General features: G+C 41.1%; 25 protein-coding genes and 1 tRNA gene. 1 reads left to right on the forward strand and 25 read right to left on the reverse strand.

The annotated features are described in order from the left end of the window. Positions 1-8 precede the first annotated feature (8 nt). The 25 genes from AC4CU2_RS09775 to AC4CU2_RS09895 all read right to left on the reverse strand — a co-directional run bounded on the left by AC4CU2_RS09775 (position 9) and on the right by AC4CU2_RS09895 (position 17,800). Complete coding sequence (locus AC4CU2_RS09775) at positions 9-443, reverse strand: gp436 family protein (protein ID WP_279731586.1); 435 nt, start codon at positions 441-443, stop codon at positions 9-11. Positions 444-451: 8 nt separating this feature from the next. Next, positions 452-805, reverse strand: a complete 354-nt coding sequence (locus AC4CU2_RS09780) for a hypothetical protein (RefSeq protein WP_333652706.1) — start codon at positions 803-805, stop codon at positions 452-454. A 10-nt stretch (positions 806-815) separates the two neighbouring features. After that, positions 816-1,895 carry a major capsid protein gene (locus AC4CU2_RS09785; protein ID WP_087010898.1) on the reverse strand — a complete coding sequence of 360 codons (1,080 nt, stop codon included), beginning with the start codon at positions 1,893-1,895 and terminating at the stop codon, positions 816-818. 5 nt (positions 1,896-1,900) lie between these two features. Further along, positions 1,901-2,275 carry a hypothetical protein gene (locus tag AC4CU2_RS09790; RefSeq protein WP_333652711.1) on the reverse strand — a complete coding sequence of 125 codons (375 nt, stop codon included), beginning with the start codon at positions 2,273-2,275 and terminating at the stop codon, positions 1,901-1,903. 3 nt (positions 2,276-2,278) lie between these two features. Then, the gene (locus AC4CU2_RS09795; protein ID WP_333652713.1) at positions 2,279-3,232 is read right to left on the reverse strand and encodes a hypothetical protein; all 954 of its coding nucleotides are present in this window, start codon (positions 3,230-3,232) and stop codon (positions 2,279-2,281) included. 228 nt (positions 3,233-3,460) lie between these two features. Next, positions 3,461-4,726, reverse strand: a complete 1,266-nt coding sequence (locus tag AC4CU2_RS09800) for a phage head morphogenesis protein (protein ID WP_490768738.1) — start codon at positions 4,724-4,726, stop codon at positions 3,461-3,463. Continuing rightward, a complete protein-coding gene (locus AC4CU2_RS09805; RefSeq protein WP_490768739.1) occupies positions 4,726-6,186 on the reverse strand; it encodes a phage portal protein family protein in 1,461 nt (486 codons plus the stop codon). The genes AC4CU2_RS09800 and AC4CU2_RS09805 overlap by 1 nt, the downstream gene beginning before the upstream one ends. Before the next feature lie 12 nt (positions 6,187-6,198). Further along, positions 6,199-7,875, reverse strand: coding sequence for a terminase large subunit (locus tag AC4CU2_RS09810; RefSeq protein ID WP_395475215.1), 1,677 nt, complete (start codon positions 7,873-7,875; stop codon positions 6,199-6,201). Continuing rightward, entirely contained in the window at positions 7,872-8,378 is a 507-nt protein-coding gene (locus AC4CU2_RS09815; protein ID WP_086207673.1) for a DUF2280 domain-containing protein, read from the reverse strand. The genes AC4CU2_RS09810 and AC4CU2_RS09815 overlap by 4 nt, the downstream gene beginning before the upstream one ends. Before the next feature lie 45 nt (positions 8,379-8,423). Beyond that, positions 8,424-9,065, reverse strand: a complete 642-nt coding sequence (locus AC4CU2_RS09820) for a putative metallopeptidase (protein WP_490768740.1) — start codon at positions 9,063-9,065, stop codon at positions 8,424-8,426. After that, positions 9,025-9,462, reverse strand: a complete 438-nt coding sequence (locus AC4CU2_RS09825) for a PDDEXK family nuclease (RefSeq protein ID WP_490768741.1) — start codon at positions 9,460-9,462, stop codon at positions 9,025-9,027. Before AC4CU2_RS09825 ends, AC4CU2_RS09820 begins: the two co-directional genes overlap by 41 nt. A gap of 350 nt (positions 9,463-9,812) precedes the next feature. After that, positions 9,813-10,154, reverse strand: coding sequence for a hypothetical protein (locus AC4CU2_RS09830; RefSeq protein WP_159151746.1), 342 nt, complete (start codon positions 10,152-10,154; stop codon positions 9,813-9,815). A gap of 1,095 nt (positions 10,155-11,249) precedes the next feature. Continuing rightward, positions 11,250-11,326 (reverse strand) — tRNA-Met (locus tag AC4CU2_RS09835). A 98-nt stretch (positions 11,327-11,424) separates the two neighbouring features. After that, a complete protein-coding gene (locus AC4CU2_RS09840; protein ID WP_490768742.1) occupies positions 11,425-11,712 on the reverse strand; it encodes a hypothetical protein in 288 nt (95 codons plus the stop codon). 380 nt (positions 11,713-12,092) lie between these two features. After that, positions 12,093-12,332 carry a hypothetical protein gene (locus AC4CU2_RS09845; protein WP_004693409.1) on the reverse strand — a complete coding sequence of 80 codons (240 nt, stop codon included), beginning with the start codon at positions 12,330-12,332 and terminating at the stop codon, positions 12,093-12,095. Positions 12,333-12,497: 165 nt separating this feature from the next. Continuing rightward, positions 12,498-13,052: a hypothetical protein gene (locus tag AC4CU2_RS09850; RefSeq protein WP_490768743.1), complete on the reverse strand. Its 555-nt coding sequence runs from the start codon at positions 13,050-13,052 to the stop codon at positions 12,498-12,500. Between the two features lie 11 nt (positions 13,053-13,063). After that, the gene (locus AC4CU2_RS09855; protein ID WP_490768744.1) at positions 13,064-13,741 is read right to left on the reverse strand and encodes a metallophosphoesterase; all 678 of its coding nucleotides are present in this window, start codon (positions 13,739-13,741) and stop codon (positions 13,064-13,066) included. A gap of 4 nt (positions 13,742-13,745) precedes the next feature. Then, entirely contained in the window at positions 13,746-14,114 is a 369-nt protein-coding gene (locus AC4CU2_RS09860; protein ID WP_490769227.1) for a hypothetical protein, read from the reverse strand. 32 nt (positions 14,115-14,146) lie between these two features. Continuing rightward, the gene (locus AC4CU2_RS09865; RefSeq protein WP_160362308.1) at positions 14,147-14,404 is read right to left on the reverse strand and encodes a hypothetical protein; all 258 of its coding nucleotides are present in this window, start codon (positions 14,402-14,404) and stop codon (positions 14,147-14,149) included. Continuing rightward, the gene (locus AC4CU2_RS09870; RefSeq protein ID WP_490768745.1) at positions 14,401-15,150 is read right to left on the reverse strand and encodes a hypothetical protein; all 750 of its coding nucleotides are present in this window, start codon (positions 15,148-15,150) and stop codon (positions 14,401-14,403) included. The genes AC4CU2_RS09865 and AC4CU2_RS09870 overlap by 4 nt, the downstream gene beginning before the upstream one ends. After that, entirely contained in the window at positions 15,143-16,081 is a 939-nt protein-coding gene (locus AC4CU2_RS09875) for a YdaU family protein (protein ID WP_490768746.1), read from the reverse strand. Before AC4CU2_RS09875 ends, AC4CU2_RS09870 begins: the two co-directional genes overlap by 8 nt. 77 nt (positions 16,082-16,158) lie before the next feature. Continuing rightward, on the reverse strand, positions 16,159-16,860 hold the full coding sequence (locus tag AC4CU2_RS09880; RefSeq protein ID WP_490768747.1) for a phage antirepressor KilAC domain-containing protein: 702 nt from the start codon (positions 16,858-16,860) through the stop codon (positions 16,159-16,161). Positions 16,861-16,937: 77 nt separating this feature from the next. Next, the gene (locus AC4CU2_RS09885) at positions 16,938-17,228 is read right to left on the reverse strand and encodes a hypothetical protein (RefSeq protein ID WP_490768748.1); all 291 of its coding nucleotides are present in this window, start codon (positions 17,226-17,228) and stop codon (positions 16,938-16,940) included. A gap of 48 nt (positions 17,229-17,276) precedes the next feature. Next, positions 17,277-17,552 carry a hypothetical protein gene (locus AC4CU2_RS09890; protein ID WP_130234757.1) on the reverse strand — a complete coding sequence of 92 codons (276 nt, stop codon included), beginning with the start codon at positions 17,550-17,552 and terminating at the stop codon, positions 17,277-17,279. Next, entirely contained in the window at positions 17,549-17,800 is a 252-nt protein-coding gene (locus tag AC4CU2_RS09895; protein WP_242760359.1) for a helix-turn-helix domain-containing protein, read from the reverse strand. The genes AC4CU2_RS09890 and AC4CU2_RS09895 overlap by 4 nt, the downstream gene beginning before the upstream one ends. A gap of 99 nt (positions 17,801-17,899) precedes the next feature. Here AC4CU2_RS09895 and AC4CU2_RS09900 point away from each other — a divergent pair, with 99 nt between their 5' ends. Beyond that, entirely contained in the window at positions 17,900-18,610 is a 711-nt protein-coding gene (locus AC4CU2_RS09900) for a LexA family protein (protein WP_242760358.1), read from the forward strand. The last annotated feature ends 53 nt before the right edge of the window (positions 18,611-18,663 follow it).

Consider the following 18,663-nt stretch of genomic DNA (forward strand, 5'->3'; position numbering starts at 1 on the left):
AATCCACCTCACATGGTTGGCATTTTTCCAAGCACATCATCACCAAAAACACCGCCTGTGTAAGTTGTGCCTATTGGTGCTGTTGATGGTGATTTAGTTGCTACCTTTACCTCTTCAGTTATCTCATTTTTCACTAGAAGCTTAGCTTTACCTGAGGCAACCAACTTTAAGTAACTGATAGCATCCTCATAACGCTGACGTACTTCTTCAGATGCACGACTTTTCCAGAGCAGGTATCGAGCAATATCACATACATAAATCTTGAGATTTTGCGGTGCACCTTCCAGTGGCACAGTGTAATAAGCGCAGATGTAACCATCAGCAATCTGACTTGCATCATCCAATGCAGTATTAATCGATTGGCTTTCTGTTAATCCACGCTCAAGCTGTGCAACCTCAGGAACACCGTAACGCAACTCAAGATCAGCTTTAGTTGCGTACATAGATCACCTTACTTATCAGCAGTAGCTTTCTTGGCTTCGGTGGTGGCTTTCTTTAAAGCGGCTTCTGATGAGGCTAGTGATTTTTCCAAGCCTTCAACTTTCTTTTGAAGCTCTGCCACTTCTGCATCAGCCTTATCCTTACCCTCAATAAGGATTGCCTCATTTGCTTTCAGCTCTGCCACTTCCGCAGTAAGGCTTGCAAGCTGGGCGGCAGTGCCATCAGCCTTAAGTTGTTCTGGAGCTTTTTCTTCTTCAATAGCGCCAGATGCTAAAAGGGCTTGAATACGTTTCGCATCAAGCCCTTTAATTTCTTCACCCGGCATAAACTGCCCGATGGATTGTGTTGCAATGTACTTTGGCATTTAAGCCTCCTTATAGAGTGATAAAGCCAGTGCCACACACCACACCATTTTTATTTGATGGAATGACCAGTGGAGCAGATTCAGTCATCAACATGATGCCGCTTGGATCTTCACAATACCATTGGCGGTCAAAGTACTGCTGAGCAACACCATTGGCTAACATATTTTTGATTTTGCAATGTGCTACAGAACCATTGGTATCAGAAATCAATGAGAAGAAATCTTTAGGAATAAAGCGATTAACCTGACCTTTAGAGCGATAAGTCGCGTCATACACCCAAAACTCAATCCCATCAAAAGACCCTTTAAAAGTGGCTTTTTCACTTACACCAAAACTTGGCGCTACTGGTACAGAAATACCTGCATAAGGTTTAATGAATTCATCTTTAAATGCCGTGTTATTCCATAATGCCGCCCACACTGAACCAGACATAATAGCTTTTTTGGCCTCACCACCATCAGCAGCAAGTTGACGTTCAAGCATAAGTTTAATATCGCTAACAGGCTTAGCGCCAACTTCATTCCATGCTGTCGAAGGAGTAAAGGTAAGAGATGCAGCACGGCGATAATCTACCAGATTGTATTCATAGTCATCAGAATGAAGAACGTATTTACCATTTTTCAGTAGATCAATGGCCATCATGAGTACTGAGTTATCAATCGCATCGTGGTTGCGCTTCATGACAGCAACTTGGGAAATCAACATTTTTTCTTGATCAGATAATTTCTGATTACCTGTTGAGATAATTCCTGCTGTACGTAAACGCTCAAGCAACGCAATTTCAAAAGTTTCTGCTGGTGTGACCTGATTTTTAGGCTTGTAATAAGCAGGTTTAACAGTACGCACTTCACCAGACTGTGTAGTGTCAAATGGTTTACCTGGTTGTTGTGGCGAGACTAATGGCGCTAGGTCGTGCTCAGCTGTTACTTCAGCAAGAGGTACATCATCACGATCAAAAACAGGACGATTTGGGAAAAGCTGATCTAATAACCATGTATCCATTGGACGATAGTTATTATGAATTAACGCAAGCTCACCCACATCAAGCAATTCAAGTGGGATGCCTTCAAGATTAAAAGACTGTGGCATGTTGTTTACACCTTCGAAAGTTCAATTTTGTTTTTAGTTGCTTTAGCACGTGCTGCATCATATTTAGCGGTAGTGAGTAAAGTCCCATTTAAAGACACAGCTTCAATATTGAAGACACCACCGAAATACATCGGGATTTCAATTCCGTTTGCTGCTTTGATTGTTGCTTCAGCCGCAGTGACATCCTGACCACAAATCACATCCCAAGTAGATTCGTCTGTAGCATGGGTCAGCACATTGGCAGCGGATAGTGTTAGCAAATCACCGTATTTATATGCTGTAGCAGTTGTTACTTTTGCATTAGCACGACGTAACTTTTCATTATCCAGAATCAGTCGTTGTGACGTGACCGTGATAGGCGGTACATAGTGAGTAACCATGGATTATTTCCCCTTTTGCTCTGCAAATGCTTGTGCACCAGCTGTGAATTTATGTTTATCGCCACCACCTTGATTACCGCCTTGGCCACCCTGACCACCTGTAGCCTGGTGTGTGAACAAATGATTAAGATGTGATGGAATTTGTTGCTGTTGCTGACCAGCTGATGGTTGATTACCTGCTGCGAATTGCGTTAATTGCTGAGACATGAATGCAAATGAAGTGTCATCCATATTGGTATAAGACGTCTTTTCTTCAGCGCTAAATTGCTTATTTAAAGATGTCTCAAGCGCTTTGATATCCCCTTCACGCTTGTCAGCTTTGAACTTTTTAAGTTCTTCCTGAGCATCATCACGCTCTTTTTCAGCTTGCTTCTGTGCGGCTTGCGCCTTTTCTAATTCGGTCACGTCTGTGTCCTCTGTGGGTTGGTTAGGGTTATGGCTTGCGGCTACTGCCATCGTGTTTTCATCTGCACCTAAGGCACAAAATGAAACTTCACGAATACGACCACCGCGGAATATCGTAATAGGTCCTTGAAGCGTCTTTCCGTTAACAATCACTGTTTGATCAGCTGCAACTTCTTCAGTCTTAGCAGGCTCAATACGGACAGACATCTGCCACGGAAATCCATCATCTGAGTCTTGTGCTACCTGAGTACCAAACTCATTGCTCATCAAGTCCCCATGTACAACCAAACCCTCTTGATGGCTAATCGTATGAGTATTGATTGCACCTGCCCGTTGGCGTGAGCTGTGTTCTAAAAGTGCTGGAATGCGACCCTTAATCTGCATACTATCCAAATCAAAAATCACTCGTGTCCAATACCAGTGATCTGTAATAACCTCACCGCTATAAGCCACTCCTGAGAAGGTGCGTTTCTTTTTACCTTCCTCAACAGGATCTACACTTAGGTCACCAAGCCGAAAGCAATAATGATCCTGCTTTTGTTCATCTGGCATTTTTCATGCTCCATAAAAAAACCGCCCATTAGGCGGCTTCAGTTAATTTTGACTCATGGTTTCTTTGGTGGTCGAGATAGAACGCAGCACATAGCTCGTACAAGATTATTCACTCTCGATGGGCTACCAATCACAACTACTTTTTTCTCGCAGCCACACGGCGAATAACCATTACCATTTCGACCATCCAAACCACGTCGACACGATTCACATTTTGCAGTCATTAATTCACCCTAAACTAAACACTGTCTGATTCGCCACAAAATAACGTGTAGCGTCCTCATTTGTGCGCTTCAGCACCAAGCCATTGTCATCAATACTAACAACCTCTAAATTAAGATCAGGTGCAAGTAAAGCACCATCAAGCCCACTAATTTTAGATAAATCGATTGCAACACCTTTGGCGTCCAAAATAGTGATGTTTTTCCCTGCATTTTGGGCGGTTTTAAACAAAGTTGGGGTGATAACACCAATGATGTTGCCTGGTGATAAATTCAACCCATCAAGCCCATGGATCGAATTGCCTGTAAGTTTGCTCTTGGTATTTTTAGCAATAGCAAAAACCCGATTAAAAGCACGCTGGATCTTATCTAAAATACGCTTGCCGATACTGCTGTCTTGGTCTTTCTGCAAAGCAGATGTTTTAACTAGATCAGTTAGTGAATTATCACTATCAGACAAACCAATAGTCATCACTAAATCGCTTGGCCGTACTTCCACCCCCTTACTCACCGTTTTAGACACAACATCCTCAAATAGATCGGGCTGAATATTGGGCATCGCTTTAACAATTGCATCATCCGCCTGCATATCAAGCTGTAATTCAAGTTGCTGTGCCTGCAGCAAGTCATATACAGGTTGATTCCCTATTTCTCGAATCATGCGACTTTCAAGAATCTTAAGCGCATGGCGATCATATTCACCAGGGTTAAAATTCCAACCCTTATCAATTATTGATACATCAGGCAATTGATCGTCAGGCGTAATGCCATAACGCAATGCTTGCTTCTCAGTAATTGCACGTACACCACAACGACAGCGATATCCATTTGGTGGGTAAAACGTTTTCCAAAAGGCGTCATCAATATGGCGAATAATACGATGCAATTTTAAATGCCCTGGTCTCGTGCGACTATCTTCAATCGCCCAGTACATCAAATACTGACGCTTTTCCTTATTCGATTGCTGATGTTGCCAACGCCCATGTGCATAAGCATTTTGGATATTAGTCCTAAAGATATTATCCAAATGATTTTTGGAGAGCTTATTATCACCAGCCTCAACCAAATTTTGGAAATCGTTAAACGTACCACCTTCCTTCAACGTTTTATGGACAGCATCAAGAACAGTTTGGATTTGATCAATCGTAGCCAATTGACTAACAGTTGCTGCATAACGTCGTGTGGCCACATCAAGTTTGTAATAATCACTAGGAAGTAAAACCTTTCGACTCCTAGCAAACTCGATAGCCTCAAGCAAAGAGATATCATCCATTACTTACCCTCTTTGCTATCCACAAACCCCATAACATCAGCTGTGAATAATGCACGATCCAAAGCCTCGTTAAATTGAGAACTTTCAGCATTTGTAAATAATGAAAATAATTTGTTCTGCATATCCTCAATACTTTCGCTACTTGCTGCGATCTGCACTATCTGATCATCACTGAGCAGTTGCATTGGTCGAACTGCAAGGCTATCCACCTCTTGCTGCTCAGGTGACTGTTTTTGCACTGATGCCTTAAAGCTGAATGCTTGATGAGGTAGTGCAGAGAATTTGGTGTTAGGGACTGCATCACTGGTATTCATCTTGAAATGCTCAGCCTTAATGCCGTATGTCTCAATCACATACTGGTCATTAAACTCAACACCTAAGCTTTTAAGCTTAATATCACGATCAACAACAGCGACTTTAAGATCCTGCTCTCCACCTAAGATAATTGTGTGCTTTTCAAAGTTATTAAGGAGACAGAGCGCATCTATGAGTTCTTGAATTGTAGGTGTGATCATACGCAAATCAGAATTACGCTTATCTAAGCGAACATCATTATGCACCTCACCTAAAGCCCTACTTCCACCCCCATCCGTACTACTGGTGAGCGTTTGACCTAAGACCACCTTTTGAATACGGCGAGTTAAAACATTGTCAAAGGCCTCAAATGCTGAGCTACCTGCACCTGAGAAGTTTGTACCAACAGTAGCTACATCATCCTCTTTATTAATTGAAATGACAGATTGCGCATGTGCATTAAGCAAAGCGGAAGTCATTGCATCAATATCTTCTTGCTTTCGATTTGAAGTACCCACTTTACCCACTAAAAGTGGAGATCCAAAGCGCTCTAAGAACTTAACCCAGAACTTTGTCGTATTGGTACGGAAGAACCATAACCAATAAAGCTTTGACAGCAATGGATCGCCATAAGGTTGTTTGAATGTAGGTTTTCGTCGCGTTAAAAAGAACTTAAGCGGATATCTCGAATTTACATCAATCTCAGTCTGTTCTTGACGGTATATGAGCTCACCGTTATTTTTTGGCTCAAACCACTCTAAAGGCTTAACCACAATCTCACCTAGAGTAAATTTATTATCACTGGTAAGTGCATAGTTAGCTTCCATAACAGAATAACCGTAAGGGCAAGCTTCCCATGCACCTGAGACGATCTCAGCATGCCAGCGAGTGAATAGCTCCTTTAAGAAAACCGTTTGCTCCCCGTGATCTTCAACAAATCGCCACGGCGCATTGAGAACTGCATCTAGACGCGTCTCCATGGCCTGCGCAATCTCATCATCTACCATAAGGACTGATAATCGTTGCCGGGTTAGCCCAGCCTGACGAAGTACTTCGTCAATATCAGCTTTGCGACCCAAAGTGAATGCAAGGTTCTCAACAGCAACCTCTGTCATCAAGCCCGCTGATTTAGGCTTTGTTTTCTTACTTTCTGACTTCTTTGCCATCTTAAAAACCTTTTAGAAACTTCGTGAACCTCCACCTCCTGGTCTTAATCGTGCAGGTGGTTTGATATCACTAAAACAGATCATGACGCTATCAGCCCGGTTAGGTGATAAGGCACCATCGGGTTGCTTATTTACGAGGATTTTGCCAGCACCGTTTTTACTGTAGGTCGGCTGTGATAACTCACGCTTGAGTTGCTCTAGTTCGCGCTTATCCAAATCTTCAGTCGACAGTGAGATAAGCGCATCAGGATCGTATTGCATACCTTGTAGTGCTCTGTACGTGTTCTGGAAGCGCATACGCAAACTCCACCACATTTGAGCTTTTAGGTTTGCGAAGAAATCGATATTCTTCCGAGCCTCTACCATCTCAAGTTCTGGGTTATGTACTGCACCCGAGCCCCTGAACGGATCTGCTTGGATCTGATCAATTCCTTTTGCGTTGTTCTGCTCATTAATAACTCGGGCATCGCCGCGAACTCCAGCTCCCAAACCATCAGCATCGTAGAAGAACAAATTCAGTTTTTGCTCTAAGCAAATATCGATTGCCTTTTGAGTGGTGCCAAAGATGTCATCGCCAATGCCTGACCAGGTATCCAAATACTGCAGAACAATGCCATGACGCGAGGCAAAGGAGTTCTTATCCTTACCCTCATCTGCCACATCAAGTGCACCATTACGCTCACCTGATGGCTGTATATCGAGTTTTATGTGCGAATCTATAGCTGCTTCAACCCATGCCGATGGAATCAACACACCTTCAACTGAAGCGGCATAGTCAATATCAACTTCTTGGGCTAATACAATGTCGTCAAGCGTCGCAATTTGCTTTTCATACCACGGATGAATCAACTTCCCATGGAGTGAGACAGTCCAGTTTTTATCTGGGTTGTCACGCCACGCCATCGTAAACACGGCATAACGACCGCTGAACCGATCTTGGTGAAACTTGTCACCAATACCGTTTGGCGTTGATCCCTTAATATGAACGTTTGTGTTCTGCGATATAGCTGCATCTACAGCTTCTTGACGCTCTACGAATGCCCATTCATCAAGAAAGTACATCGTGGTACGTCCACCACGACCAATATTATCTCCAGCCTCGCCCGTAACTGTTGCGCCATTATCAGGATTGATAATACGCATGTAGTTGTCGTGAACCTTTTCGACAAAACTTTTCGGCTTCATCCAATCAGGAAGTTTTGAGAACATATCTCGGAACTTATGCAACAGGGTTTTAGGATCGCCCTTCTTATCAACCAGATCCTCTTTACGACTACCCACACCGCCAGCAAAGCCCTCTACAAATAACCATCTATGTAAGTAGAAGCCCAGCACAACATAGCTCATACCTTCATCACGACTCTTCTCAATGAGGCCATGAGTTTGAGTGCTTTCCCGCTCAAGTAACCAGTCGACCAATTCAACTTGACCAGGGCGAAGTACAAACGGAATATTTGCCGGTAATCCAAAAGGCATCCCCCTTGGATCGTAGGTCCACACCCAATGATTAAACCAATGTGCTGGATCATTCTTACACTTATATATCTCAGCCTGAATGCTGAGCTCGCTTTGCTCAATTACTGCTCGGTAATAGTAACGTCTGGTCATCTCAGCAATGACTTCAGGCAAACGTGTGCTAATCGTCCACTCTTTGATGAGGGGCGCTATTTCTTCAATTGCGTAACTCATAATTTGCCATTAATTGCTAAGCGAGATAGCTCCTGCGCTGACATCCCAGCAAGCTGCTCAGGGGTATACATAGCGGGGCGCTGGCTGTGCTCTGTTTCAGTTTTAATCGCTCCACCATCTTTGCCCGTAATTTCCAACTTGCGCTCGTAGTGGCCTTTCACGATCTTCTGAATTTGATCAATCAGCTTAATCGACATCACCACATTGCCTTTCTTGGAAACCAAAAGGTCACTCAAGATTTGCAATTGAATAATGTCGTTTGCACCGATGATGTTGTAGATCGGCTGATCAATATATTTCTTCCGTGCTTCATGGAATAAATCCACTAATTCTTGCGATAGATCCGCACCTGCAGTCTTTGTTGGGTCATAGCATTCAACCTGTTGTCGAGACACATCAATCTTGAAATTTTCCTTGACAGCCTCTACTACGAGGGATGGTTCCATAAACTGTGCAAGTGACCGAACAATAAAGACTTTTTCTGCTTTTTTAAGTCTTGCCATTTCTCTCCATCCGTCAAGGTACGTCAAGGAAAGTGGGCAAAAAAATTAACCTATGACACAGTTCCCACAACACGCAGACACATTAAAATCAGATACAAACGACGCATTCTTTGTGATTTCGACTAAGCGCTTAACACTCTCACTTGCACCCCAACGTTTGACCACACCATAAAATTCTTCAACGTCATGGCCAGCTAGGTAATGTTTAGGTAAGCCAGTATTGTCGCTATAAATAATCTCGTCGTCTTGATCACGTTCTACGCCAATGTGATAAAGCTCATGTTCTATCAGTGCACAAAAATCATGATCTGAAGCCTGTTCACAGAATGATGCATCGATGGTAATGAGATAAACAGGCACACAACCAAACCAGTCCCGCATCTGCTGTTCCTGCCGGGCTTTCTTCCATCCACCTTGGTTAAACATCACTTTTTCACATTGGCCCAATACCATGCGCTTTTTAGCCATACATGCAGTTGATGCCCAAGCAAATGCTAAGAAGGATTCATCATCGTGTAGTAGCTCGGCAATATGGTCATGATCTGGATTGTGGAGCTGGCCACCAATAGTTAGAAAGTTTTTAATCACCCATTCTTTTAATTCCACGGCGGGCGCAAGGCGAATTGCTTCTTCTTCCTCAGCCTGATCAATAAGATCCGTCGGTGGGAAAGGTCTGATCTGTTCCATCTTCTATTCTCTCTAACTGCGACTTGATCCACCGAATCACACCTCCCGACTCAATTGCATGTGGCTCAAAACGCTGAATCCTGTAACCCATATCTTCAGCCAGATCATATTTATTAAATGCATTTGCTATCTTTTTTCCACCACGCCCAACAGCCCAAGGACTACCTGCTATTTCAATGAGAAGTCGCAACTTCACAATATAAAAATCGAATCGCCAATTTTTAGTGGATTCAAATTGAAATTTACGCTCATAGCCAATCAGGTGTTCTTCTAATTCTTGGAATAGGGCTTCTTCAGCTTCTAGGTATTTTTCTTTTGCCTTTGGTAAAGGTTTAGAGCGTGGTTTGGTTTTAGGTGGGCGCTTTTTGGTTTTCCAGAAGTAGTCGTCTGCATTCATATATTGCGCCCATTAAAAAACCACCCGAAGGTGGTTCACTTAAAACAACATCGACATTTGCCCGAACTCATAAATGATTAATGTAAGGACTAAAGCCGAAACCGAGATTACAAGCACATCTTGTGAAGTCATACTTATCCCTCTTTATTGTTCTTTTTTTATACTCTCATAATTAAAAATATTATCAATACCAAAAGAATACATTTCTCACAATTAATAGGGATAGATATGTAAGAAATTATACAAGAGCGGTTTATTTGTTAATTAATCGTACAGGCTTGTTCTTAGATTCTTAACCCGCTCTTTCAACTTAATCATTATGCCATCTATCGCCAGCAACTCATTACGAGTCAAGCTAGAACATCTAAAGATTCAAATTTCCTCTTATGCCCCAAGATATCTGATTTGCACCAATATTCATCTAACTGAGTGTTAATTAAATCTTCTTCCATAGATTCGAGAACATAAAAAAGCCTTAACTCTTCATTTCTTTCTAGAATCTTAAGTCTATATTTTTCTATTTCAGCCACTCCAGGCTTGGCAATAACTTTCTGAAACCCAGCGCTAAATATTATTGGTGCGGCTGGTTTTTCGTATTCACATTGCCACTCTATTTCGTCAGCAACTCCCCCTACAGCTAAAATTTCCCTAACCTTACCTGCAGCTACCCCACCAATGACCGCGATTTTCATAAAAATCTCGATATATAATGTAAAGGTTGATTGATAACACATTAAAATATTTAAACAAGCACAATATTTTAACAAATATTTTCTAAGCTTCAGTTTATATCTAATTACCTACATCCCATATAATGAAGCTATAGGTTATGTATATTTTAGAAATAAGAAAAAACCCCGCCAATAATGCATATTGAGCAGGGTTTTATGTGCCGTAATCCGTTCGGCAAAAAGGAAATGTAAATTACTCAATAAAAAACCCGCTTACCTCTCCCAAAGTAAGCGGGTTAAATTTGCGCTTTATTACTAATTCTTTAATTCATCTTTATTTTTCACAGAATATAATCCCATTGTTTCACTATGATGAATAAATCACTCAATTTCTTAAATATCACTTAACTTCTTTCAAACAATCCCGACACACTTTGATTTCTTCATCATCAACCGTGTAGTCGATCTCAGTCGCACCATGCAGGCCGAATAAGCACATCAGTAATCTAAGCATGATTTTACTCCTGGACAATCAAGCAATCATGTCGCAAGAAATGTCAGTTACTTTTACTTATAAAACATAAATTTATGATATTTATTTCCAAAATAATGTCAGTAATTTTGTCGAACGTCGAACTAAACAAGATCCCTTCCTAGCTAATCAAGCAATGATCAACCATTTTAACTTGGTGTGATTACACTAATATTTCTCAGGGCAATAAAAAAAAGGATGTGGTGATCTGCCACACCCTTGCCTATAATTCGATATTAATCAGCTCGGCAACTGAACTACCGCTACTCACAATCACATCAACCTTACATGCACGGTTAACTTTACTTGCTTTCATTCTCTTTAAGGTCGGGTTGCCAAGCCCTAGCTGGAATTGCCTAAACCATCTAGGCGTTTACTCAAGGCATGTTCTGTAAGCTGGCACACTCACAGGATATGGTTGCCAAATTTCGGCAACAAAAAAGCCCAGTCATTTGACCGAGCTTTGATGTATGTAAAATCTGGGTGGCGGCATTAAAATTTAAACCACTACGAATAAAGTCAAGCCGCCATAAAAAAAGCCTAATCCACGGGGACTAGGCTATAAACTTTGAATCTTTTTCCGTTGGTAGCGGGAGCTGGATTTGAACCAACGACCTTCGGGTTATGAGCCCGACGAGCTACCAGACTGCTCCATCCCGCATCAACGAGTTAGCTTTATACGCCCTAAGCAACCACAAAGCAAACTTTATTTGAAATATAAGCACTTATAGTAATAACGAAATTCAAAATATCTTAAGCCTACCCTAAAATTGCTTCAGTTATAAATGCTGGATGAGATGCTCGATAGAGGCTCAATCTTCTCTTTTCACCCTCTAAAAACAACTTGGGTTCTTCCGACCATATTGATTTTCTCGAATCAAGCCCGGATAGACCTACTGCCCAATCAGAAACAGCCCCATAAACAAAAGTATTATCAGCGAAAATTAATTTGGTCTTGTTATGTGTACTATTTATAAGAACTTTATGTGTTGGTAATGAACCGAATACACCAATCTGAGTGTAAATGTATTTATAGATTTCAGGCATATAGAGGAGCACTTAAAAGAGAGTGTCACTATACCATCTTAGTTGTTTAAAAAGCCCATCAAAGCCCATGCAATTTGTATACAGCAATAAAAAAGCCCTACATCTCTGTAAGGCTTTTCCCCTTGGTCATGTGCGCTGATACAAGGAATCGTTGTTTTTATTTACAACAAAATAATTAAATCATTAATCGAATAAAAAATGAAGCAAAAAAAACCTGCAACTTGGGGTGGGTGCAGGTATAAACTGATATTAACTATCATGGAGAACTTAATACCAACTAATATACTTGGTTTATATTGAGATCTCATTCACATTTTATTCCAAATTATTTAGGAATAAAAAAAGCCCACCATTTGGCGAGCTTTCCTTGATGCTTAAACCTATTCTTTTGAACACTTCACTTCAAACTGGTATTCGTCTTGGGTAACCTTAATTTTAATATTTTTATATTTTCGTTTGTTTGGATCCATTGCCGACCCTGCTACTTCCTCAAAAAAGCTACGATCATTCATTAGCTCGCCATACGCTTTATAACCCAACAAAATCTTTTCAGGTTTTTTGCCGTTAACTACTAATTCACTAAGAGTATCATCTAATTTCTTGACAGTTAGAATTGCCATTTCAGTTAAAGCTCAAAACAAAAATTCATTATCGCTTATTTTCATGAACAAACTATGTCAAAAAAAAGCCCATCGTTTGATGAGCTTTTAAAGCTTGGTCTCGGATAAACCGTATTACGACCAGTATAGTGAAACTATAGCTTAGTCTTCGCAAAAACGAAATACCTATGCCTTTAATTCTTTGTAAGTATTTTTCTTATACAACTCTATTGATTTTGATGCTTCATTAATTGCTGACTCGATCGCCATGACCATTAGCTTTTCGTATTGCTTCCATGTCATCCGATAATTATCAACATTCATTTGCATGGTATTAATCCCCGCATAGTACAAACGTCCTTGAGCAGTGAAGTTATTCTCAAGCTGGGGATCTAAAGAGAAATCAATTACTATACGTGCAATTAAGTAAGCCAAGTGATTCATAGTAATTTGCTCAGGCTCTCGCTTCTTATCAGCCACGGCGTTTTGAAGCATGATATTTACCAGGTGCATACGCACATATTCATAATCACTTTCACACTTACCATCAAAGACAATTAATGAAGTAACCGACTTCGCCAACTGCGTCTCCATGCTCGCAATCGCACCCAAGCGATCTTCATAATTCAAAGGCTTTTCCCCAGTACTGCGCGCTTGTGGTTCAAAGTTTGGCGACTTAGCCGTAATGCCATGAGTCAACCATTCAAATTGTTCAAATTTATCTGCCGTAACTGCATTCATCCCAAATCCCCTTAAATCAAACTCAAATCTAAAATAGTCATTGTTCCCCAGTGAACCGCACCAGTATCAATCCAGTAGCAGTTATCACGCTTGCACGGCCTCTGAGTAACCGTATGCCCCATGATTACCGCATCAACTCCTGAAACATGGGTGTATTGCTGATTCTCATCATTAAGACGCTCACGACCCCACATGGCTAATTCAGATGGATCTCGAGATACTCTTGGCTCTTGAGTGAAAGTCTCTTTGAATTCATCCCAATTGTTCTGCTCAATATGTCCATGCACAAAGCCAAATTTTTTACCTTTGTGATTCACTTCAAGCACAACTGGTAGACCAGCAAATGTTTTTGCAATGTTGTACATCGCCTGTCCATCCAGCATGTAAAACCACTCACCACCATTCGCTACATGACAGCGCTTATAAGATTCGTTATGTAGCCCACCAATACATAGATCCTCATGATTACCGCGCACCGATGTAAACCATGGCTTAGACAATAGCTCAATGCATTCAATATTCTGGGTACCTCGATCCACCAAATCCCCAACAGCAACAAGCAAGTCATTTTCAAAATCAAAACCGATTTCTTTTAAGCGACTCATAAGCAAGTTGTAGCAGCCATGAATATCACCAACCGCATAAAGCTTGCCTTTTATCTCTTTGTTCCAAACCTTAACCATTGCCATTTCATCACCCTATTAATTTTAAAATTTGCTCAATCGCTTTGCCGCTTTTCACTTGCTCAGTGCTAAACCGTATTACCTGATAATCCATCATCGTTGCTGCGTTATATTTCTCTAAGTCTCCTAAATACCCTTTAACCCTTGTATGCCTGCCATTACTCCAGATTCCACCTTCCACTTCGACTAATATCTTTTTACCCTTCAAATGGAAATCAGCTCTCCATTTACGTGAGGGGTGAAACTTAAACTCCTGTTCAAACTCAATTTTTAAAGCTCTCAGAGCATTGGCCAATATCACCTCACCCTCACTCTGTACTTTTTCACCTTTAACCTTTGGGCGCTTAGATCCTCTTTTGGGTTTATTCGCACCGATCATTTTTTTGTATTCAGCAATGGAGTAGCTGCTTGTCACCCCTTTACCTCAAATAACTGTTTAGCCTTTTCTGTAGCCTTAAGGCTCATAGGGCTCTTGCTGTTTGTCTCCAAATACCCTTCTGCTAAAAGCTGATTTACAAAAACATTGGCATTACGTGGTGATATTTCCATCCATTCGGTAACTTCTTTCAAACTGGTTCGTCCAGACTTCTGAATGATTTTCTTTAAAACCAGCACCATGCGTTCGCCTTGTTTCACGGCTTGTTTTGTACTGAATTTCTGCTGCTTCACACTTCACCCCCAACACGATTGAATCCTTTGGCTTTCATTGCCTGATACTCATTTGGATTATCAAAAGGATCTGGCCACTCGTTTTGAACCCGCTTCGCAGCTTGATTCACCTCAATCTTTTGAGGTTTCGGAATTTCACGATTACGGACATTCAGTTTTCGCTTTAGGTTCTCCAGCTGCTGACGTGCAATATCGTTGGTCACGGGTTTGTGGCTTGGATCATCACCAGTAAATCCACATTGAGCAATTGCTTCTAGTAATTCATCCGCCTCATTGCGCTCCTTAGCCTCACTTATGATTCGCTTGTAAACACTGCTATAAACTTTATAAAACGTATCCGTTGAACCTAAATATCCATAAGGCTTTACAACTTCATCAAATGCTTGTTTTGCAAATTTATTGATTTCATGAGATCGATTCTGTTTTTCGTAAGTCAAAGCCTGCAACCAAGCCTCATCATGGCTTTGGTATTCATATTTACCTAAACACCAATCTTTAAATTCGTTTACAGAAGGTGGCCAACCTGAGGTCTCAAGACGAATCAAACCCCGATTAAATTGTTCAAAAGTGATTCCTGAAAGCTTTTGGACAAACTTATCAATCACCTGACCCTTTTTTAAACCCGACCATTGATCTGTAAAGCGTTTACCGTATGACAAAAGCATGTCTTCAACTAACTTACGCGCATCTTGCTCACCAAACTGTTGGACAGAATGATCTTGATTTTGTGTTAATTCATTACGCATATTTCACACCCTCCACTTCATGAACATCTCGAATTGATGGAGTGTCTTCACCACCAATTTCAGATAGCCACTCATTGACCTCACCCTGAGTTCTATTTCCTGCGCTTGATTGAGATTTTGGTTTTTGAGATGTTGATTGTGTTTCACGCTGACGTTTCGTAGCATCCTTGTTGTTTTGAATCCATGTGTACCACTTAACCAACCATAGACTTGGCGTGTTCTTGGATTCTTCACCCTTAGCTGAGAAGAAATCACCAAAGTTGGTAAACATGGAAATCAAATCTTGGATTTGAACTTCACAGAATCTTTGTCTTCCAAGTTCAATAAAATCGTTTTGGAGTGAGTATTGATTTACACATTCGAGAATTGAATATCGCTTATGGTCTTCAGATTTGTATTGTGAAAACTGAATTGCTGGTAATGGAAAATTTTCCTCACACGTATTACTACTACTATCAATAATATTGGTTACTGGTTCATGGTTTATGGTTAGTTGCTCGTCCGTTAAATTCTCGTCTAACGGATTTTCAACGGTCGTTGAACTTTCGTTATTCGTAAGCTTAACTTGTGATAAACCACCATTAGGGTCTTGTTGCTTTTTCGCTGCACGCTTTTTAGCAGATGCTTTACCCGCCTCGCTCGCTTGTTTACGCTTTCCGTGGTATTCAGCAATTTCACGCTCACAACGATTGTTGATATAAAGACCATCATTCAACGTGAAAAACTCATCTAGCACATATTGAAGAGCTTTTACTTGCTCATCAGTTGAGCATTGAACACGGCGAGCCAAACGATCCAAATTTGAAGCATCGAGGGGTTGCTCTGTGTCGTAATACATATCCAGTAAATCACGATAAATAGCACGCTCAACCAAGCTCAAATGGCGAGTCGCATTGTTGAAATCCCCAATATGATGTTGGTAATAGTTCATTTAGCTTCCTCCAATTTGACAAAGCACGTCGTCTACAAAAGCGTTAGGCACCTGAAAGCTGTTACGAGTGAATTGACTCATTTGTTTAATAACCCCGCAGCAGCAACGAGTGCCGTTAATCTTGTTAATCCAAAGGCTGTAATGCGTGCTTGGGTGTAAACCTTGTCACCCTCTACACATGCAATCACCTGTGAAACCTTGTTTACCATTACCTTTTGCTCTACTCGTTGTGCATATGCACATAACCGTCGGTGACGGCTGTTTTCTCTAAACACCCAGCGCTTCTTCAACATGAAGTCAATGAGCTTTGATTCTTGAATCCCGATGGTCTTTGCTGAATCACGAATTGAATACGTGTTTACCGTGTCTGCAATCACATCCATCACCTGCGCCTTAGGCTCTAACACGGCGACATGGTTCTTAAGTGCTTGGTTTTCTTGTTCAGCAGCTAAAGCCAATTGGATTAGTTCCATTCGACTGAGTTCGACAGGTTTTGATGCTTTGTCTTCGAGTTCTTTCCAGCGCTTAATGACTCGGTTCCGCAATAAAATGCTATACCCCGTAATCAGAGTCATTGTTAGCTCTTCGTCTAGCAGATACTCGGTTTGCTCACGATTCATAGAGTCCAAATAGGTACATCCAAATTTGGATGCATCTAAATTGAGGCCACGAAATACAACCTCACAATCACGCTTCACATGAAAGTGTTCTTTTTCACATAGCTCAGCAATTTCACGACTCGACATCGTTTTTTGATTTTCTTGAAACTGTGTTATCATCGGCATATTCATTAAGATTTACCCTCTGAATTGAATGCTAAAGCCCGATCTCAACTCTCGGGCTTTTCTTTTTTTAATCACGACACTTCACCCAGACTCTGCTCGGTCAGAGAAAGTCGGCGTTTTAATTTCAGCTCCAATGTTGTTGCATGACGAACCTCTGTTGGATCTACAACTACAACGATCACACCATTCGTTGTAACGCCAATACCACCCAGTGGGGTTATGTACTCAACGGAAAGTAAATCAGCCGTATCAAAAGTACGATTCACTAGAGTTACTGGAGCGATTAGCACCACCGTATCCCCTTGTAAGAAATCGTTATTTGAGTTGTCTTGAATTGGTTGTTGTGCTAAATTTCTTCTCATATTCATTGGTTCCGATAATTAATGAATTGAAAAGCCTGATCCCCAAGATCAGGCTTTTTCTTTGTGTGAATTCCCGTGAATCCCTTCCGATCCCTCAAGAAAGCTGACTTCGGTTGACAAGTCCCTTACTAAGGCTGCTAATCCCAAGCGCTCAAAAGATTTTGCTTGTAAATTAAGAACATGCCACTCACCCACGATTTCTTTTTCAAGTAAGAAAGCGAGGTACTGAGCAAGGTCTTTACCCTTAATTTCAGCGAGAGTTTTAGCTCGCTCATGTATTTCAGGAGACAAACGGACATGCGTAGATTTCTTTTCAAGGCTCATACTTTCACCACTTGTGTAGGTAGATCGCTTTGTTTATTCAAGCCAATTTTTAATATTTGCGACTTCGATAGCTCACCATCTGTTAATGCAGAAATTTGCTCCGCATAGTCGGTTTCGCCCTTGTAATCTGTATATGGAAGCGTGTTTCTTGCAATCCATTTATAGATTGCTCTTTCGGTGATGTTTATTGATTTAGCAACCACTTTCACGCCACCAGCGCATGTAATTGCACTTTTTATAGTAAGCATAACCCTAACCATTATTGAACCTATAGTTCAACTTTAACAAGAACTGATAGTTCTTTCAATACTTATTATTATTGAACCATTGGTTCATCGGTAATTTTAATGAATACTTCAACAGATAAAATCAAAGAAGATTTTGCTAAACGATTAAATGAAGCTATGGATCTGAAAGGCTACCCTGTTCGTGGTCGAGCAAGAATTCTCAGCAAAGAGTTTGAGATATCAGATAAAGGGGCTGGCAAGTGGATAAAAGGCGAAGCTATGCCTGAAACGTCAAAATTCCCTCAATTATCCAAATTTCTGGGCGTATCTGCTGAATGGTTACTCAATGGTGATGGAGAGCCCCCAACTCAAACAACGCCAGAATCAAGCTTTGGCAACGTTCGTCCTGATACATCACCTCTACGCAAAATTCCCGTATTGGATTACGTTCAAGCAGGACTGTTTCATGATGTTGGATATGATGGTCTCAATCCCAAAAGTGAGACTTACACTACTTATCAGAGTGCAAAACCTGAGTGTGTATTCTCGCTGGAGGTTTCAGGTGCAAGCATGACGCCAGACTTTAATCCTGGCGACAAATTAGTGGTTGATGCCTCAAAACCACCCTATCCTGGTTGTTATGTAATTGCTCAGAATGGTAGTCATGAAGCCACATTTAAAAAATACCGTGCAATCGGTTATGACGAACATGGGCGGGAGACTTTTGAGTTAGTTCCATTAAACCCTGACTTTCCAACCATGAACTCAACTCAGCAAGAGATTCGCATCATTGGAGTAGTAGTTGAACACCTAAGAAGCTTTAATAAATAAGAATAAACCTAAGCACATCAAAGCTTGGGTTTTAAGCTATTTAAAGCACACAA

The organism is Acinetobacter sp. 797_lipA, assembly GCF_058243025.1.

Bases quoted from the DNA above. Each gene is read 5' to 3' on its own strand.
- AC4CU2_RS09775 (WP_279731586.1), bottom strand. From the start codon at position 443: ATGTACGCAACTAAAGCTGATCTTGAGTTGCGTTACGGTGTTCCTGAG.
- AC4CU2_RS09780 (WP_333652706.1), bottom strand. From the start codon at position 805: ATGCCAAAGTACATTGCAACACAATCCATCGGGCAGTTTATGCCGGGT.
- AC4CU2_RS09785 (WP_087010898.1), bottom strand. From the start codon at position 1,895: ATGCCACAGTCTTTTAATCTTGAAGGCATCCCACTTGAATTGCTTGAT.
- AC4CU2_RS09790 (WP_333652711.1), bottom strand. From the start codon at position 2,275: ATGGTTACTCACTATGTACCGCCTATCACGGTCACGTCACAACGACTG.
- AC4CU2_RS09795 (WP_333652713.1), bottom strand. From the start codon at position 3,232: ATGCCAGATGAACAAAAGCAGGATCATTATTGCTTTCGGCTTGGTGAC.
- AC4CU2_RS09800 (WP_490768738.1), bottom strand. From the start codon at position 4,726: ATGGATGATATCTCTTTGCTTGAGGCTATCGAGTTTGCTAGGAGTCGA.
- AC4CU2_RS09805 (WP_490768739.1), bottom strand. From the start codon at position 6,186: ATGGCAAAGAAGTCAGAAAGTAAGAAAACAAAGCCTAAATCAGCGGGC.
- AC4CU2_RS09810 (WP_395475215.1), bottom strand. From the start codon at position 7,875: ATGAGTTACGCAATTGAAGAAATAGCGCCCCTCATCAAAGAGTGGACG.
- AC4CU2_RS09815 (WP_086207673.1), bottom strand. From the start codon at position 8,378: ATGGCAAGACTTAAAAAAGCAGAAAAAGTCTTTATTGTTCGGTCACTT.
- AC4CU2_RS09820 (WP_490768740.1), bottom strand. From the start codon at position 9,065: ATGGAACAGATCAGACCTTTCCCACCGACGGATCTTATTGATCAGGCT.
- AC4CU2_RS09825 (WP_490768741.1), bottom strand. From the start codon at position 9,462: ATGAATGCAGACGACTACTTCTGGAAAACCAAAAAGCGCCCACCTAAA.
- AC4CU2_RS09830 (WP_159151746.1), bottom strand. From the start codon at position 10,154: ATGAAAATCGCGGTCATTGGTGGGGTAGCTGCAGGTAAGGTTAGGGAA.
- AC4CU2_RS09840 (WP_490768742.1), bottom strand. From the start codon at position 11,712: ATGCCTGAAATCTATAAATACATTTACACTCAGATTGGTGTATTCGGT.
- AC4CU2_RS09845 (WP_004693409.1), bottom strand. From the start codon at position 12,332: ATGGCAATTCTAACTGTCAAGAAATTAGATGATACTCTTAGTGAATTA.
- AC4CU2_RS09850 (WP_490768743.1), bottom strand. From the start codon at position 13,052: ATGAATGCAGTTACGGCAGATAAATTTGAACAATTTGAATGGTTGACT.
- AC4CU2_RS09855 (WP_490768744.1), bottom strand. From the start codon at position 13,741: ATGGCAATGGTTAAGGTTTGGAACAAAGAGATAAAAGGCAAGCTTTAT.
- AC4CU2_RS09860 (WP_490769227.1), bottom strand. From the start codon at position 14,114: ATGATCGGTGCGAATAAACCCAAAAGAGGATCTAAGCGCCCAAAGGTT.
- AC4CU2_RS09870 (WP_490768745.1), bottom strand. From the start codon at position 15,150: ATGCGTAATGAATTAACACAAAATCAAGATCATTCTGTCCAACAGTTT.
- AC4CU2_RS09875 (WP_490768746.1), bottom strand. From the start codon at position 16,081: ATGAACTATTACCAACATCATATTGGGGATTTCAACAATGCGACTCGC.
- AC4CU2_RS09880 (WP_490768747.1), bottom strand. From the start codon at position 16,860: ATGATAACACAGTTTCAAGAAAATCAAAAAACGATGTCGAGTCGTGAA.
- AC4CU2_RS09885 (WP_490768748.1), bottom strand. From the start codon at position 17,228: ATGAGAAGAAATTTAGCACAACAACCAATTCAAGACAACTCAAATAAC.
- AC4CU2_RS09890 (WP_130234757.1), bottom strand. From the start codon at position 17,552: ATGAGCCTTGAAAAGAAATCTACGCATGTCCGTTTGTCTCCTGAAATA.
- AC4CU2_RS09895 (WP_242760359.1), bottom strand. From the start codon at position 17,800: ATGCTTACTATAAAAAGTGCAATTACATGCGCTGGTGGCGTGAAAGTG.
- AC4CU2_RS09900 (WP_242760358.1), top strand. From the start codon at position 17,900: ATGAATACTTCAACAGATAAAATCAAAGAAGATTTTGCTAAACGATTA.